The organism is Streptomyces sp. NPDC058620, assembly GCF_042717135.1.
In the GTDB taxonomy this organism is placed as follows: Bacteria; Actinomycetota; Actinomycetes; order Streptomycetales; family Streptomycetaceae; genus Streptomyces.
The window spans coordinates 26,250-41,410 of sequence record NZ_JBHXQO010000021.1; the positions used below are offsets into that span (position 1 = coordinate 26,250).

Here is a 15,161-nt window from a genome sequence, read left to right on the forward strand (position 1 = left end):
TGCTGGCAGGTCCGGCCCGACGGCATGGAGCGAGGGTGGTGCTGCGGCGCTGCGGCGCTGCGGTGGGACTCGGCGGAGTCTCAGGCGCGGCCGACGAGCTCGTAGCCCGCCTCGTCGACGGCGGCGCGCACCGCGTCCTCGTCCAGGGGGGCCTGGGAGGCCACGGTCACCAGCCCGGTGGAGGCGACCGCCTGCACGGAGGTGACTCCGGCGATTGCGGAGATCTCCTCGGAGACGGCACCTTCGCAGTGGCCGCAGGTCATGCCCTTGACCTCGTACACCGTGGTGACGGCGCCCACCTGGACGTCGGTCGTGCTGTCGTGGCAGGAGCCGGTGGGCGAGCAGCAGGAGCCGGTGCTGGCCTGGGGGGTCTCGGTCTCGGCGGTCATGGCGTTCTCCTCTTCGGCAAACACAGGTGGGTGCGACGCGAGGGAGCCCAGGTAGAGCCGGCACGCCCCCACATGCGGGAGACTATACCCCTAGGGGGTATGAATGCGAGTTCGTTGTTCCTGTTGCAAGGCTCCCGAGGTGCCCAAATCCTATGCTTCGTGGCCCTTTGGGTCATGCGGAGTCGGAGGGATTACCGAGTCGCCGACCAGCGGGTCCAGATAGCGGAACAGGATCGTCTTCAACTCCTGGCTGTACGCCTCCCGTTCGGCACCCTCGTGACCCATGATCAGGTCGATCCCGGCCGTGAAGAGGGCGAAGGTCATGTTCGCGATGCGGCTGACCTGGGCGGCGGGGAGTTCGGTGAGGTAGCCGGCGAGGATCGACTCGACCCGGGTGAGCATCGTGGTGTGAACGGTGTCGTGTTCCTTGGTGATCGCCCCAGGGATCTCCGAGCCGTGCATCAGGACGCTGAATGCCGGGTTCTCGCAGTTGAAGGTGATCAGCGGGTCGAGGATGGCGTCGAGCATCCGGTCGAGCGGGAGCTCGATGTGCCGGGGTACGAAGGCGGCGCCGTAGGTGTCCCGCCAGCGGTTGAGGAGCTGGTCGCCTAGCTCGATGGCGATGGCCTCCTTGTTCGGGAAGAACTGGTAGAGCGTCCCCGGCGAGACGCCGGCCTCGCGGGCGATGGCGTTGGTGCTGGCGGCGGTGTAGCCGGTGCTGGAGAAGACGCTGGCGGCGGCGTCGAGGAGTTGGGCGATACGGGCTTCGCCGCGGGCCTGGCGGCGGCGCGGGCGGGCGGCCCCGGAGCCTCCGCTCCCCTTGGAGGGGGTGGTCCCGCCCGTCTTGGGGCCACCCTCCTTCGCGCTGCGGCGCGCGGCCTCATCGACGGGTACGGCTCCCTCGGCGGGTGCGGCCTCGTCGGCGGGCGTGGGCTCGATGCCTTGTCCGGCTCCGGCATCCGACACGGTCTATCCCCAGCTCTCATGGTGCGGTTGACAAAAACGAGCGATCACTCGCATTCTAATGAAACGCGAGCGATGACTCGTGTTTGCCAGTGTAAGTGGCAACGACTGACCCACGCTGCCCTGAGCTGCCCGGGTCTCGGTGAAGGGGACACCGCACCATGTCCGAAGTCAACAGCCCGACGCGTGTCGGAGGCTGGACCCGATTCGTCACCGCGCGGCCGCGATTCGCGCTGCTCGCCGCCCTTGTGATCACGGCTCTCGCCGTGTTCGCGGGCAGTGAGGTGGCCGAGCGGATGGGCAGCGGCGGCTGGGAGGCTCCCGATGCCGAGTCGGCCTATACGACCGAGGTGCTGGAGCGCGAGTTCCCCGCTTCCCAGCCCAATCTGCTGCTGCTGATCGACAGTGGCAGCGCTTCCGTCGACGATCCGGTGGTGGCCGCGGAGGCCGCCCGGCTCACCGAGCGACTGGCCGGCGAGGACGGGATCACGGGCGTCGGTTCGTACTGGCAGACCAAGACGCCCGCGCTGCGCTCCAAGGACGGGCACGAAGCGATCATCGCGGCCCGGATCGAGGGTGACGAAACGGCTGCGGGCAAGATCCTCGACCGGATAGCTCCCGCGTTCCAGGGGGAGCGCGGTCCGGTGGAGGTCTCCGTGGGCGGGCCCGTCGCCGTGGCCCACGAGATGCAGACGATCATCGAGGAGGATCTGCTGCGGGCCGAGCTCATCGCCCTGCCGGTGACGCTGGTGCTCCTGGTCATGGTCTTCGGCAGCGCGATCGCCGCCCTGCTGCCCCTCGGCGTCGGGATCGTGGCGATCCTGGGCACCAACGCCGTCCTGCGCGGCATCACCGAGTTCACCGACGTCTCGGTCTTCGCGCAGAACCTCACGACGGCTCTGGGGCTCGGCCTCGCCATCGACTACGCCCTGTTCATCGTGCGCCGGTTCCGTGAGGAGCTGGCCACGGGGGCCGACCCCCGGACCGCGGTGGGCGCCACCCTGCGTACGGCGGGGCGCACGGTGCTCTTCTCCGCGCTGACGGTGGCGGTGTCGCTGGCGGCGATGCTGGTCTTCCCGCAGTACTTCCTGCGCTCCTTCGCCTATGCGGGGATCGCCGTCGTGCTGCTGGCCGCTGCCGCCGCGCTGATCCTGCTGCCGGCCGCCCTGATGCTGCTCGGCCCGCGGGTCAACTCGCTGGACCTGCGCAGGCTGCTGCGCCGCCGCACCCGGAAGGCTCAGCTGACCGACGCACCTCGTGGTTCGCACGGTGTGGCGGGCCGGCCTGGCTCAGCGGGTTCGGAGGGTTCGGAAGGGTCGGAAGGGTCGGGCAGGGGATGGGGGCGGCTTGCGGCACTGGTGATGCGCAGGGCTCCCCTGTTCGCCGGAGTCACCACGGCCGGGCTCGTCCTGCTCGGGCTGCCGTTCCTCGGCGTGAAGTTCGGCACGGCGGACGACCGCCAACTGCCCGCGACAGCCGAGTCCCGGGTCGTGCAGGAGCACATACGGGAGGGCTTCCCGGGCAGCCCCGGCGGCGGCCTCGAACTGCTCGCCTCGGGGGATGCGACCCCCGCCCAGTACGCCGCACTGCGCGGCGACATCGCCCGACTCCCCGGTGTCCTGCGGGTCGACGGCCCGGTCACCTCCGGTACGTACGCGTACTTCAGCGTGCTGCCGGAAGGGGAGATGGTGGGAGAGGAGGCTCAGCGGCTCGTCGAGGAACTGCGAGCGGTGCCCGCGCCCTTCGACACGTCGGTGACCGGCGCGGCGGCCGTCCTCGTCGACTCGAAGGACGCCATAGCGGACCGGCTGCCGTGGGCGGTGGGCATCATCGTGGTGGTGACCCTGCTGCTCGTCTTCCTGCTCACAGGCAGCGTGCTGATTCCGCTCCAGGCCGTCGTACTGAACGCCCTGAGCCTGACCGCGATGTTCGGTGCGGTGGTCTGGGTCTTCCAGGACGGCAATCTGTCCGGGCTGCTCGACTTCACCAGCACCGGTGACATCGAAACGACCCTGCCCGTGCTGATGTTCTGCGTGGCCTTCGGGCTCTCCATGGACTACGGCGTATTCCTGATCTCCCGCATCAAGGAGGAGTACGACCGCAGCGGCGACCACGAGCACGCGGTGACGTTCGGGCTGCGGCACACCGGCGGGCTGATCACCGCAGCCGCGGTGATCCTGGCGGTGGTGATGGTCGCCATCGGCACCTCGCGGGTGACCAACACCAAGATGCTGGGGCTGGGAATCGCGCTGGCGGTGCTGATGGACGCCATGGTGGTCCGCAGCCTGCTGGTGCCCTCGGTGATGAAGCTGATGGGCGGCGCCACCTGGTGGGCTCCGGCACCGCTGCGGGCGTTCCACCGGCGATTCGGGGTGAGCGAGGGCGAATCGGTGCCGATGCCCCTGCGGTCCGGTGCCCCGGCCCCGGACGGCGGGGAGAGCGGGAGCGTCTCCGCCCCGGAGGCGGCGGCGGAAGCGGTTGCGGGCGGGATATCCGGGTCCGGAGAGAAGCGGGACAAGATCGGCAGCGGGGCGTAGATTCGGCGGCTCCGAGCGGCGGGCGAGGCGAAGGGCGGAACCGATGCGGGCAGTTGTGTTCGAGGAGTTCGGGCAGGAGGCCCGGGTGCGTGACGTGGCCGATCCGGCTCCCTCCGCCCAGGGAGTGGTGGTCCGGGTCGAGGCCACCGGCCTGTGCCGCAGCGACTGGCACGGCTGGATGGGCCACGACCCGGACATCACGCTCCCACACGTCCCCGGCCATGAGCTGGCCGGAGTGATCGAGGCGGCGGGAGCCGACGTCGTCAACTGGCGTCCCGGTGACCGGGTGACGGTGCCCTTCGTCTGTGCCTGCGGCCGCTGCGAGGCATGCGCCGCCGGTGCTCAGCAGGTCTGCGAACGGCAGACGCAGCCCGGGTTCACACACTGGGGGTCCTTCGCCGAGTACGTGGCTCTGGAGCAGGCGGACGTGAATCTGGTCTCCGTGCCCGAGGGGCTGTCGTTCGCCACGGCGGCGGGACTGGGCTGCCGGTTCGCCACGGCGTTCCGTGCCGTCGTCGGCCAGGGCCGGGTGGCGCCGGGGGAGTGGGTCGCCGTGCACGGCTGCGGCGGGGTCGGCCTGTCGGCCGTGATGATCGCGGTGGCCTGCGGCGCGCGAGTCGTCGCCGTCGACGTCTCGCCCCGCGCCCTGGAGCTGGCACGGGCCTTCGGCGCGGCCGGGTGCGTGGACGCCACCGCCCATCCGGAGGGCGCGGACGAAGCGGTCCGTGAACTCACCGGCGGAGGCGCGCATCTGTCGATCGATGCGCTCGGCTCACCGGTCACCTGCGCCGCCTCGGTGCGGAGCCTGCGTCGGCAGGGCCGTCATATACAGGTCGGCCTGCTGCCGTCCGCGACCGGCGACCCGGTCGTGCCCATGGCGCGGGTGATCGGTCTTGAGCTGGAAATACTCGGCAGCCACGGCATGGCCGCGCACGACTACCGGCCGATGATGGACATGGTGCGGGCCGGCACCCTGCGTCCGGACCTGCTGGTGACCGCCACCATTCCGCTGGACGCGGCACCGGCCGCGCTCGCCGCGATGGGGGCGGCGCCCGGTGCGGGCGTGACGATCATCGAACCGTCCGGGAAGCGGCGTGGCTGAGGCCCTGCGCGGAACCGGAAGGATACCGATCGCCGTGCAGGGCCCGGGAGATGGAAGCTCTGGGGGGGTCCGGTCAGTCGCGTCGGCCGCGGTTTCCGGGCCGGGAGGCGACCCAGGCGCGGACCGTGTCCGCGTACCAGAAGGGCTTGCCGTTCTCCACATGGTCGGGAGCCGGCAGCAGCCCGTGCTTGCGATAGGAGCGGATGGTGTCGGGCTGCACTCGGATGTGTGTGGCAATGTCCTTGTAGGACCAGAGACTTCTGTCCGTCATGGGTGACACCTCTCTGTACCGCAGCGGCGGCCGGGGCCGTCGGGGGGGGATGTGCGGCATGGACGCTGACGATCACTCAGCCTGCGCCTGGTCAACGACGCGGAGTGACGAGCGGGGAGGGGTGTGGGGCGCCTGTGACGGAAGACCCGCGTAACAGGGACAAGTGTGACAAGGGGGTGACAGCTGTGACAGAGCGAGGTCAGTGGGGACTTCGGGTGATACGAGGGTTCCGAGAGCTCTGTGGTGTGCCGCAGGAGCGGAGGAACTCCCGGGTGCGGCGGGCGATCGGGAGCGGTCTGTCGGGCGCGCAGGGGTACATGTCCTGCTCGACGATCGCGAACATGTCGACGCCCAGGGCGCGGGCGGCCTCCAGGACCGGCTCCAGTGCCGGGACCCCGCGCGGCGGTTCGCACATCACTCCGCGGGCCACGGCCGGTCCGAACGGCACCTCGTCGGCGACGACCTCCGCCAGGATCTCGGGGTCGACCTGTTTGAGGTGCAGATAGCCGATGCGCTCGCCGTAGGTCTCGATGAGCTTGACGCTGTCCCCGCCGCAGTACGCGTAGTGGCCGGTGTCCAGGCAGAGCGAGACCAGGGCGGGGTCGGTGGCGTCGAGGAACCGGCTGACGTTCTCCTCGGTGTCGATGTGCGTATCGGCGTGCGGGTGCACGACGATGCGCAGCCCGTACCGGTCCTGGACCTCGCGGCCGAGCCGCTCCGTCTGCGCCGTCAGATCGCGCCATTGCGTCGCGGTGAGTGTGCGGTCCTCCAGCACCTCGCCCGTCTTGTCGTCGCGCCAGAACGAGGGGATGACGACCAGGTGGTCCGCGCCCATGGCCCGGGTGAGCGCCGCGATGTCCGCGACATGCGCCCAGGTCCGTTCCCAGACGGCGGGGCCGTGGTGCAATCCGGTGAAGACGGTGCCCGCCGAGACCTGGAGTCCACGGCGTTGGGTCTCCTCCGTCAGCCGGGCCGGGTCGACGGGGAGATAGCCGTACGGCCCGAGCTCGATCCAGTCGTAACCGGCCTCGGAGACCTCGTCGAGGAAGCGCTGCCAGGGCACTTGCCGCTCATCGTCGGGGAACCACACTCCCCACGAATCAGGTGCCGAGCCGATACGGATGCGGGCCGGAGAGGGTACGGAGGAGGTCATATCGCCCACCCTCCGGTTCTCGCCGAGGAGTGTCAAGACTTCGTCCGAATGTCCGGACAAAATGTTGACAGGGTTCCGGGGGAGGGCTAGACCTGGGACCAGCCGTCCGGCCGCGGTCGAACCGCGGCGCGAAGGGATGCGTATGCCTGAGCCGTACGACGTGATCACCATGGGGCGGATCGGGGTGGACATCTACCCCCTGCAGACCGGTGTGCCGCTCGCCCGCGTGGAGACCTTCGGGAAGTTCCTCGGCGGTTCGCCGACCAATGTCGCGGTGGCGGCCGCCCGCCTCGGCCGGCGCGCGGCCGTGATTACCCGGACGGGCCGGGACGCCTTCGGCGACTATCTCCGGGGACAGCTGAGGGAGTTCGGGGTGGACGACCGGTGGGTGACGGCCGTCGAGGAGTACCCGACCCCGGTCACCTTCTGCGAGATCTTCCCGCCGGACGACTTCCCCCTCTACTTCTACCGGCAGCCCAAGGCGCCCGACCTGGAGATCCGCGGAGCGGACCTGGACCTGGACGCGGTCCGCGCCGCCCGGGTGTTCTGGATGACGGGCACCGGGCTGTGCGCCGAACCGAGCCGCACCGCCACCCTCGCCGCACTCCGAGCCCGGAGCGAGTCCCGGAGCGCGTTCCTGAACGAGGCCCGCACCGAAGCCCCGACTGCTGGCGGCGCGGCCGCGGACCGGGTGGCCGGGGTCACCGTATTCGATCTGGACTGGCGGCCCATGTTCTGGGAGGGCGGCGACCACAGCACCGTGGCACCCGCGCGCTACCGGGAAGCGCTCGCCCACGCCACCGTGGCCGTCGGCAACCTCGACGAGTGCGAGATCGCCACCGGGGAACGCGAGCCGTACGCGGCGGCCCGCGCCCTGCTCGCGGCCGGGGTCGAACTGGCCGTCGTCAAGCAGGGGCCCAAGGGAGTCCTGGCCGTGCACCGCGACGGCACCACGGCCGACGTGCCGCCCCTGCCCGTGGAGGTCGTCAACGGACTCGGCGCGGGGGACGCGTTCGGCGGGGCGCTGTGCCACGGGCTGCTCGCCGGATGGACGACCGAGCGCATCATGCGGTACGCGAACGCGGCCGGTGCAATCGTCGCCTCCCGCCTGGCCTGCTCCTCCGCGATGCCGTATCCGGCCGAGGTCGAACAGGCCCTGGCCGACGGCGCCGTCATCACGACCGGAGCGACCCCATGACGCCCGCCGCCTCCTCCGCCTCCGAGCTCGTCCGGCTGCGGGTGCACCACCCGGAAGCCGTCGCCGAGGCCGCCGCCCGGCGCCGCCGACGCCCTCTCGTCCCTCCCGGCGGCCGGCTGATGATCATTGCCGCGGACCACCCGGCCCGCGGCTCGCTCGCCGTCGGCGAGCGCGGCCTGGCCATGGCCAACCGCTTCGAGCTCCTCGAACGGCTCTGTCTCGCCCTGTCCCGGCCCGGTGTCGACGGGGTTCTCGCCACCGCCGACATCCTCGACGACCTGCTGCTGCTCGGAGCCCTGGAGGGCAAGGTCGTCATCGGCTCCATGAACCGCGGCGGACTCGCGGGCGCCTCCTTCGAGCTGGACGACCGGTTCACCGGTCACCGCCCCACCGATCTGGCCAGGCTCGGCTTCGACGCGGGCAAGCTGCTGCTCCGCATCGACTACGACGACCCGGGCTCCCTCGACACCCTGCACACCACCGCCCGCGCCATCGACGACATGGCGGCCCACCGACTGCCCGTCTTCGTCGAGCCCTTTCTCTGCCGCCGCGTCGACGGCCGGCTCCGCAACGATCTCGGCGCGGCCGCCGTCACCCTGTCCATCGCCATCGCCTCGGGGCTGGCGGGCACCTCCGCGTACACCTGGCTCAAGGTCCCCGTCACGGAGAATCCCGACGACATGGCCCAGGTGATGGAGACCTCCACCCTGCCCGCCGTGCTGCTCGGCGGTGAGGTCGGCGGCGACCTCGACGGGGCGTACGAGAAGTGGCGCGGCGCGCTGCGGCTGCCGTCCGTGCAAGGACTGGTGGTGGGCCGTTCACTGCTCTATCCGGCCGACGGCGATGTGGCCGGGGCGGTCGACACGGCCGTGGCACTGCTCTAGGAGGGTGTGGGAAGGGCATGGGAAGAGGCATGGAGATGACGACGTACGAGGGCCAGCGGCAGAACCGCCACCACCTCCCGGCCGGCAGTGCGGGAAGCGACGCCTACACCCTCGACATCGACCCGGAACGGGCCGGATGGGACCGGTCGAGTCTGCGCGTGCTCGAACTGGAGCCGGGTGGTGTTCACACCCTGGTAACCGGGGAGAGTGAATGGATCATTCTGCCGTTGACGGGCGGCTGTACGGTGCACACGGCAGGTGAGATCTTTGAACTGCTGGGCAGGGAAAGTGTGTTCAGCGGGGTGAGCGATTTTGCGTACCTACCGCGTGACGCCCACGCACAGATCGCCTCCGGCGCAGGTGGCCGCTTCGCCCTGGCAGGAGCGAAGTGCGAGCGACGACTCCCCGCTCGCTACGGCCCCGCGCCGGAGGTACCCGTCGAGCTGCGCGGCACCGGGAACTGCTCCCGGCAGGTCAACAACTTCGCCGCCGCCGACACCTTCGACTGCGACCGCCTCATCGCGGTGGAGGTCCTCACCCCCGGGGGCAACTGGTCCTCGTACCCGCCGCACAAGCACGACGAGCACGTGCCCGGAGCCGAGTCCGTGCTCGAGGAGATCTACTACTTCGAGGTGGAGGAGGACGGCCTCGCCTACCACCGGGTGTCACCGTCCCGGACCGGCGGTACGGATGTCCTCGCCGAAGTCCGTACCGGCGACACGGTCCTCATCCCCGACGGCTGGCACGGCCCGTCCGTCGCCCCGCCCGGCCGCACCCTGTACTACCTGAACGTGATGGCGGGTCCGGGGAAACAGCGCGAGTGGCTGATCAGCGATCACCCCGACCACAGCTGGATCCGCGAGACCTGGCCGGCCCAGCCCGTCGATCCCCGGCTCCCCCTCTACGGTCCGGAGGCCGGCCGATGACCCCCTCACCCGCCCGACCGGTGACCCGTCGGCTGACCACGGCCCAGGCCCTCGTCGCCTTCCTCGCCCGTCAGTACACCGAGCGCGACGGCCACCGCAGGCGCCTGATCGCCGCCACATGGGGCATCTTCGGCCATGGAAACGTCGCCGGGATCGGGCAGGCGCTCATCGAGTCCGGACCGACGGACATGCCCTTCCTCCAGGGCCGCAACGAACAGGCCATGGTGCACGCGGCCGTGGGCTACGCACGCCAGTCCGGCCGGCTCTCCACGCAGGCCGTCACCACCTCCATCGGCCCCGGCGCCACCAACCTCGTCACCGGCGCCGCCCTCGCCACGGTGAACCACCTGCCCGTCCTCCTCCTCCCCGGCGACACCTTCGCGACCCGGCCCGCCGACCCCGTACTCCAGCAGCTCGAAGTGCCGTACGCGGGCGACGTCTCGGTCAACGACTGTCTGCGGCCGGTGTCCAGATACTTCGACCGGGTCGGCCGCCCCGAGGCGCTGATCCCCGCCGTCCTCGCCGCGATGCGCGTCCTCACCGACCCGGCGGCCACCGGCGCCGTCACACTGGCGCTGCCGCAGGACGTCCAGACGGAGGCGTTCGACTGGCCGGAGGAGTTCTTCCGGGAGCGGGTCTGGCACATCCGCAGACCCCGTCCCGAGGACCGCGAACTGGCCGCGGCAGCCCAGGCGATCAGCGAGAGCGCACGCCCGCTCATCGTCGCGGGCGGCGGCGTACGCCACAGCGGCGCCCAGGCGGCTCTGCGCGCCTACGCGGAGGCGACCGGCATCCCCGTCGCCTCCACCCAGGCGGGCAAGGGCTCCCTTCCCCACGACCACCCCTGCGACGTCGGCGGCATCGGGCACACCGGCACGGCCACCGCCGACGAACTCGCCCGCGCGGCCGATCTGGTGATCGGAGTGGGCACGCGCTACAGCGACTTCACCACCGCCTCGTCGACGCTCTTCGCCCCGTCGGCCCGTTTCGTCAACGTCAACATCAACTCCTTCGACGCGCACAAACTCTCCGCGCTGACCGTGCTCGCCGACGCCCGCGAGGCGCTCGAAGTCCTGCGCGGCGGCCTGGACACCGCCCCGTACCGGGTCGACGCGGCGTACGAAGCCGGGTACGGCACGGCCAAGGCCCGGTGGGAGGACCGGGTCACCGCCGCCTACACCCCGGCGGGCCCCACGGCGCGCCCCACGCAGCCCCAGGTCCTCGGCGTACTCGACACCCTGGTCACCGAGGACGACATCCTGATCAACGCAGCCGGTTCGCTCCCGGGCGACCTGCACAAGCTCTGGCGGACCCGATCCGCCGACCAGTACCACGTCGAGTACGGCTACTCCTGCATGGGATACGAGATCCCCGCCGCGATCGGAGTCCAGCTGGCGGCCCCGGGCAGGCCCGTCTGGGCACTCGTCGGCGATGGTACATATCTTATGAACCCCACCGAAATCGTCACCGCTGTGCAGGAGGGGCTGCCCATCAAGGTCGTCATCCTCCAGAACCACGGCTACGCCTCGATCGGCGGTCTGTCCGAGTCCGTCGGCGGCGAGCGCTTCGGTACGGCCTACCGCCACCGGGCGGCGGACGGCAGCTTCACCGGGCTGCCCCTCCCCGTCGATCTCGCGGCCAACGCGGCCTCACTCGGCATGCGCGTCCTACGCGCCGAGACCGTGACTGACCTGCGCGAAGCCCTCGCCGAGGCCCGTGCGGCGGACCGTCCTACTTGTGTCTACGTCGAGACCGAAACGGCAGACACTGTGTCGGGCCCCCCTCCGGCGCAGGCGTGGTGGGATGTTCCGGTAGCCGAAACCGCGACCCGCCCGTCGGCGGTCAAGGCCAGAGAAGAGTACGAACGCCACGTCGCAGCCCGACGCCGCCACCTCTGAAGGAGCACGTAGTCATGACGAAGACCGTCAACCACTGGATCGGCGGCAAGAGCGTCGAGGGCACGTCGGGCAATCACGGTCCGGTGACCGACCCCGCCACCGGCGCCGTTACCACCATGGTCGCGCTCGCCTCGCTCGACGAGGTGGACGCCGCGGTCGCCGCCGCGAAGGCCGCGTACCAGACGTGGGGCACGTCCTCCCTCTCCGCCCGCACCGCGGTCCTCTTCCGCTACCGCGCGCTGCTCGACGCTCACCGCGACGACATCGCCGCTCTGATCACGGCCGAGCACGGCAAGGTGCACTCGGACGCGCTCGGTGAGGTCGCCCGCGGTCTGGAGATCGTGGAGCTGGCCTGTGGCATCACCACCCAGCTCAAGGGCGAGCTGTCCACCCAGGTCTCCAGCCGGGTCGACGTCTCCTCGATCCGCCAGTCCATCGGTGTCGTCGCCGGCATCACGCCGTTCAACTTCCCGGCCATGGTGCCGATGTGGATGTTCCCGCTCGCCATCGCCTGCGGCAACACCTTCGTCCTGAAGCCCAGCGAGAAGGACCCCTCGGCCGCCAACCTGCTGGCCGAACTGGCCGCCGAGGCCGGTCTGCCGGACGGTGTCCTCAACGTCCTGCACGGTGACAAGGTCGCCGTCGACGGGCTGCTGAACCACCCTGACGTCGCCGCGGTCTCCTTCGTGGGCTCCACCCCGATCGCCCGCTACATCCACACCACCGCCTCGGCAAACGGCAAGCGCGTCCAGGCACTCGGCGGGGCCAAGAACCACATGCTGGTCCTGCCCGACGCCGACCTGGACGCGGCGGCCGACGCCGCGGTCTCGGCGGCGTACGGCTCCGCCGGTGAGCGCTGCATGGCGATCTCCGCCGTGGTCGCCGTCAGCTCCATCGCCGACGAGCTCGTCGCCAAGATCAAGGAGCGGGCCGAGAAGATCAAGATCGGCCCCGGCAACGACCCCACCTCCGAGATGGGCCCGCTGATCACCGCCGCCCACCGCGACAAGGTCGCCTCCTACGTCACGGGCGCGGCCGCCCAGGGCGCGGACGTCGTCCTCGACGGCACCGGTCACACGGTCGAGGGCTTCGAGGACGGCCACTGGATCGGCCTGTCCCTCCTCGATAACGTGTCGACAGACTCCGACGCCTACAAGGACGAGATCTTCGGCCCGGTCCTGTGCGTGCTGCGCGTCGACACGTACGACGAGGGCGTCGCCCTCATGAACGCCTCGCCGTTCGGCAACGGCACCGCGATCTTCACCCGCGACGGCGGCGCCGCCCGCCGCTTCCAGCTGGAGATCGAGTGCGGCATGGTCGGCGTCAACGTGCCGATCCCGGTGCCGGTCGGCTACCACTCCTTCGGTGGCTGGAAGGACTCGCTCTTCGGCGACCACCACATCTACGGCAACGACGGCGTGCACTTCTACACCCGCGGCAAGGTCGTCACGACCCGCTGGCCCGACCCGGCGGACGCCCCCTCCGGCGTGGACCTGGGCTTCCCCCGCAACCACTGATCCCCGCAACCACTGATCCCCGCACCGGATCCACCGAGCCCCCGCCCGCACACAGCGGGCGGGGGCTCCGCCATACCCGCTCGCGCGCAGCCGACAGATGAAATGCTGGCCGGATGATGGGGTCACCACTGCCGTTCGGGGAAACGCTGCGCGCGGAACTGGGAGCACCCCAGCACGCCCGCGGCCTGGAGAGCAGCCCGCGTTCCCGGGTCTGGCGCATCGAGCTGGACGGGCGGGCGGCGGTGCTGAAACAGCTCGTCGAAGGGCCCGGCGCCGAGGAACGGTACGGGCGCGAGGTCGCCGCGCTGAGGATCGCCGCCCGCGCCGCGAGCCCCGTGGTGCCCGCGCTGCTGGGCACCGACCCCGAGGAACGGGTGCTGGTCCTGGAGCATGTGGACGAAGGACGTCCGGCCGCAGACTGGATCGTCGGCTACGCGGCCGCCCTGGCCCGGCTGCACGCCACCGCGGAACCCGGCGACACCGGGGCGCTTCCCCGCTGGCAGGGCCCGACGGAGGCCGACGTCACCTCCTTCCTCACCCTGGCCGCCACGCTCGGCGCCCCGGTGCCACCGGGCGTGCGGGGCGAGCTGGAGGCTGTCGTCCACCGGCTCGCCCACGCTCCGGTGAATGCCCTGCTCCACGGGGACCCGTGCCCCGGCAACGATCTGCACACCACCGACGGCATCAGGTTCATCGACTTCGAACAGGCATCGCTGGGCAACGGCCTGATGGAACTCGCCTACCTGCGCATCGGCTTCCCGACCTGCTGGTGCGTCACCGCCGCGGCCGAACCGCTGCTGGACCGGGCCACCGCCGCCTACCGCACGGCCTGGCACACCGCGACCGGCACCGAACTCGACGCCACGGGCCTCACCGACGCGTGCGCGGGCTGGCTGATCCGGGGCGACGCCCTGATCCAGCGGGCCCACCGCGGTTCCACCGACCATCTGGCCCGTATCCCGGAACAGGACTGGACGTGGGGCACCACGACCGCCCGGGGCCGCCTCGTCCACCGTCTGCGGGTCGTCGCCGAACTGACCACGGACCACCCGGAGCTCGGCGCTCTGAGCACTCTCGCCGCTGACCTGCGCCACCGGATGCTGACACGCTGGCCCAGGCTGTCGCCCGTTCCCTCGCAACGCCCGTAGAAAACCCGGTGGCAGGCTCCGGCCGGTCCGCGCCATCGTGTACGCCATGACCGCACAGCCCCTGACCGCACCGTCCCACGAGATCCGCGCCCAGCACACCGCGTCGACCGTCACCGTCTACCAGGCGTACCCGCCGTCCATCGGACTCCCGGCCGCGCGCGACGGCCGTTTCCCCGCCGCCTGGAAGCGTGACCGCATGACGTGGATCAAGCCGAGCTTCCTGTGGATGATGTATCGCTGCGGCTGGGCGACGAAGGAGGGCCAGGAGACCGTCCTCGCCGTCGAGATCACCCGCGAGGGCCTCTCCTGGGCGCTGGAGAACGCCGAACTCTCCCATTACGTACGGGGCGTGCACCCGGACCAGGCCACCTGGCAGCGCGACCTGCGCCGGGCGCCCACCCGCGTCCAGTGGGACCCCGAGCGCGACCTCCACCTGAACCCGCTCCCGCACCGCTCCCTGCAACTCGGCCTCGCGGGTGAGGCGGCCCGGCGGTACGCGGACGAGTGGACGGTCTGCATCCGTGACGTCACCCCACTCGCCCAGGAGATCCACGCCCTGGTCCGGGCAGGCGAATCCGAGGCCGCCACCGCGCTGCTGCCCCGGGAAACCCCCTGGCCCGCCACCGGAAGAGTGCCCCGGCCTACATCACCCGAGGCGCACGGGGGCTGACGCCGGCAACGGCCACCGTGATGTCGGACCCTGTTGATATACGTGTCCCATGACCGTCTTCCGTGACTTCAACTTCAAGCTCCTCGTCGTCGAGAAGCTCATGTACTGGGACGAGACGCTGGCGCCCGCGTTCAGCCTGAGGGAGCACATGCGGACACACGGCGTCGACGACCTCGACGCCTACGTCGAGGACAACGATCTTGCGTACACCGTCCTCGACGAGCCCCGCGCGTACTTCCAGGAGCTGGAGATCCCTGCGGAGCTGCTCGCTACCGTGGAGGAACTGACGTCCGACGGCGGGCACCAGGTCTTCATGGAGTGCGCCCCGGTCTGGGACGGCGAGGACGACCTGTTCGACGTCCGCTCCCTCGACGACCTGGACCTGCTGCCGAACCTCAAGCTCTTCACCGGTGCGCGCGAACTGGAGCACATGCTCCCCGGCTCCCTGGAGATCCTGGCCGCCAGGGGTATCGAGGCACGCTAGTCACAAAGCGTGCTCGGCGAC

Annotated in this window: 14 protein-coding genes; 10 read left to right on the forward strand and 4 right to left on the reverse strand. The window is 70.8% G+C overall.

All coding sequences use genetic code 11. The features are described 5' to 3' along the window. Nucleotides 1-80: 80 nt before the first annotated feature. Both ACFWSK_RS20535 and ACFWSK_RS20540 read right to left on the reverse strand, forming a co-directional pair. The gene (locus tag ACFWSK_RS20535) at nucleotides 81-389 is read right to left on the reverse strand and encodes a heavy-metal-associated domain-containing protein (RefSeq protein ID WP_383788044.1); all 309 of its coding nucleotides are present in this window, start codon (nucleotides 387-389) and stop codon (nucleotides 81-83) included. A gap of 150 nt (nucleotides 390-539) precedes the next feature. Then, nucleotides 540-1,355 (reverse strand): TetR/AcrR family transcriptional regulator, encoded by an 816-nt coding sequence (locus tag ACFWSK_RS20540; protein WP_383788047.1) that lies wholly within the window; start codon nucleotides 1,353-1,355, stop codon nucleotides 540-542. 158 nt (nucleotides 1,356-1,513) lie between these two features. On the opposite strand from ACFWSK_RS20540, the gene ACFWSK_RS20545 reads away from it, so the two are divergent. Next, nucleotides 1,514-3,889 carry an MMPL family transporter gene (locus tag ACFWSK_RS20545; RefSeq protein WP_383788050.1) on the forward strand — a complete coding sequence of 792 codons (2,376 nt, stop codon included), beginning with the start codon at nucleotides 1,514-1,516 and terminating at the stop codon, nucleotides 3,887-3,889. Nucleotides 3,890-3,932: 43 nt separating this feature from the next. After that, entirely contained in the window at nucleotides 3,933-4,991 is a 1,059-nt protein-coding gene (locus ACFWSK_RS20550) for a zinc-dependent alcohol dehydrogenase family protein (RefSeq protein ID WP_383788053.1), read from the forward strand. Between the two features lie 73 nt (nucleotides 4,992-5,064). On the opposite strand, the gene ACFWSK_RS20555 is transcribed toward ACFWSK_RS20550, so the two are convergent. Together ACFWSK_RS20555 and ACFWSK_RS20560 are read right to left on the reverse strand one after the other, a co-directional pair. Then, complete coding sequence (locus ACFWSK_RS20555) at nucleotides 5,065-5,262, reverse strand: helix-turn-helix transcriptional regulator (protein WP_383788056.1); 198 nt, start codon at nucleotides 5,260-5,262, stop codon at nucleotides 5,065-5,067. Between the two features lie 199 nt (nucleotides 5,263-5,461). Further along, complete coding sequence (locus ACFWSK_RS20560) at nucleotides 5,462-6,415, reverse strand: sugar phosphate isomerase/epimerase family protein (RefSeq protein WP_383788059.1); 954 nt, start codon at nucleotides 6,413-6,415, stop codon at nucleotides 5,462-5,464. Between the two features lie 142 nt (nucleotides 6,416-6,557). Between ACFWSK_RS20560 and iolC the strand changes: the two genes are divergently transcribed. The 8 genes from iolC to ACFWSK_RS20600 all read left to right on the forward strand — a co-directional run bounded on the left by iolC (nucleotide 6,558) and on the right by ACFWSK_RS20600 (nucleotide 15,140). Beyond that, nucleotides 6,558-7,613 (forward strand): 5-dehydro-2-deoxygluconokinase, encoded by a 1,056-nt coding sequence (gene iolC, locus ACFWSK_RS20565; protein WP_383788061.1) that lies wholly within the window; start codon nucleotides 6,558-6,560, stop codon nucleotides 7,611-7,613. Continuing rightward, on the forward strand, nucleotides 7,610-8,497 hold the full coding sequence (locus tag ACFWSK_RS20570; protein WP_383788064.1) for a deoxyribose-phosphate aldolase: 888 nt from the start codon (nucleotides 7,610-7,612) through the stop codon (nucleotides 8,495-8,497). Before iolC ends, ACFWSK_RS20570 begins: the two co-directional genes overlap by 4 nt. A 35-nt stretch (nucleotides 8,498-8,532) precedes the next feature. Next, nucleotides 8,533-9,423 carry a 5-deoxy-glucuronate isomerase gene (gene iolB / locus ACFWSK_RS20575; protein WP_383788225.1) on the forward strand — a complete coding sequence of 297 codons (891 nt, stop codon included), beginning with the start codon at nucleotides 8,533-8,535 and terminating at the stop codon, nucleotides 9,421-9,423. Beyond that, on the forward strand, nucleotides 9,420-11,321 hold the full coding sequence (iolD, locus tag ACFWSK_RS20580) for a 3D-(3,5/4)-trihydroxycyclohexane-1,2-dione acylhydrolase (decyclizing) (RefSeq protein WP_383788066.1): 1,902 nt from the start codon (nucleotides 9,420-9,422) through the stop codon (nucleotides 11,319-11,321). The genes iolB and iolD overlap by 4 nt, the downstream gene beginning before the upstream one ends. Nucleotides 11,322-11,335: 14 nt before the next feature. Further along, a complete protein-coding gene (mmsA, locus tag ACFWSK_RS20585; protein WP_383788069.1) occupies nucleotides 11,336-12,838 on the forward strand; it encodes a CoA-acylating methylmalonate-semialdehyde dehydrogenase in 1,503 nt (500 codons plus the stop codon). Between the two features lie 116 nt (nucleotides 12,839-12,954). After that, nucleotides 12,955-13,986, forward strand: a complete 1,032-nt coding sequence (locus ACFWSK_RS20590; RefSeq protein WP_383788228.1) for an aminoglycoside phosphotransferase family protein — start codon at nucleotides 12,955-12,957, stop codon at nucleotides 13,984-13,986. Between the two features lie 46 nt (nucleotides 13,987-14,032). Continuing rightward, nucleotides 14,033-14,656 (forward strand): DUF4291 domain-containing protein, encoded by a 624-nt coding sequence (locus ACFWSK_RS20595; protein ID WP_383788072.1) that lies wholly within the window; start codon nucleotides 14,033-14,035, stop codon nucleotides 14,654-14,656. Nucleotides 14,657-14,705: 49 nt separating this feature from the next. Further along, nucleotides 14,706-15,140, forward strand: a complete 435-nt coding sequence (locus ACFWSK_RS20600; RefSeq protein ID WP_383788074.1) for a DUF6892 domain-containing protein — start codon at nucleotides 14,706-14,708, stop codon at nucleotides 15,138-15,140. The last annotated feature ends 21 nt before the right edge of the window (nucleotides 15,141-15,161 follow it).

Coding starts and splice junctions, on each gene's coding strand:
- ACFWSK_RS20535 (WP_383788044.1), bottom strand. CDS start 389: ATGACCGCCGAGACCGAGACCCCCCAGGCCAGCACCGGCTCCTGCTGC.
- ACFWSK_RS20545 (WP_383788050.1), top strand. CDS start 1,514: ATGTCCGAAGTCAACAGCCCGACGCGTGTCGGAGGCTGGACCCGATTC.
- ACFWSK_RS20550 (WP_383788053.1), top strand. CDS start 3,933: ATGCGGGCAGTTGTGTTCGAGGAGTTCGGGCAGGAGGCCCGGGTGCGT.
- ACFWSK_RS20555 (WP_383788056.1), bottom strand. CDS start 5,262: ATGACGGACAGAAGTCTCTGGTCCTACAAGGACATTGCCACACACATC.
- ACFWSK_RS20560 (WP_383788059.1), bottom strand. CDS start 6,415: ATGACCTCCTCCGTACCCTCTCCGGCCCGCATCCGTATCGGCTCGGCA.
- iolC (WP_383788061.1), top strand. CDS start 6,558: ATGCCTGAGCCGTACGACGTGATCACCATGGGGCGGATCGGGGTGGAC.
- ACFWSK_RS20570 (WP_383788064.1), top strand. CDS start 7,610: ATGACGCCCGCCGCCTCCTCCGCCTCCGAGCTCGTCCGGCTGCGGGTG.
- iolB (WP_383788225.1), top strand. CDS start 8,533: ATGACGACGTACGAGGGCCAGCGGCAGAACCGCCACCACCTCCCGGCC.
- iolD (WP_383788066.1), top strand. CDS start 9,420: ATGACCCCCTCACCCGCCCGACCGGTGACCCGTCGGCTGACCACGGCC.
- mmsA (WP_383788069.1), top strand. CDS start 11,336: ATGACGAAGACCGTCAACCACTGGATCGGCGGCAAGAGCGTCGAGGGC.
- ACFWSK_RS20590 (WP_383788228.1), top strand. CDS start 12,955: ATGGGGTCACCACTGCCGTTCGGGGAAACGCTGCGCGCGGAACTGGGA.
- ACFWSK_RS20595 (WP_383788072.1), top strand. CDS start 14,033: ATGACCGCACAGCCCCTGACCGCACCGTCCCACGAGATCCGCGCCCAG.
- ACFWSK_RS20600 (WP_383788074.1), top strand. CDS start 14,706: ATGACCGTCTTCCGTGACTTCAACTTCAAGCTCCTCGTCGTCGAGAAG.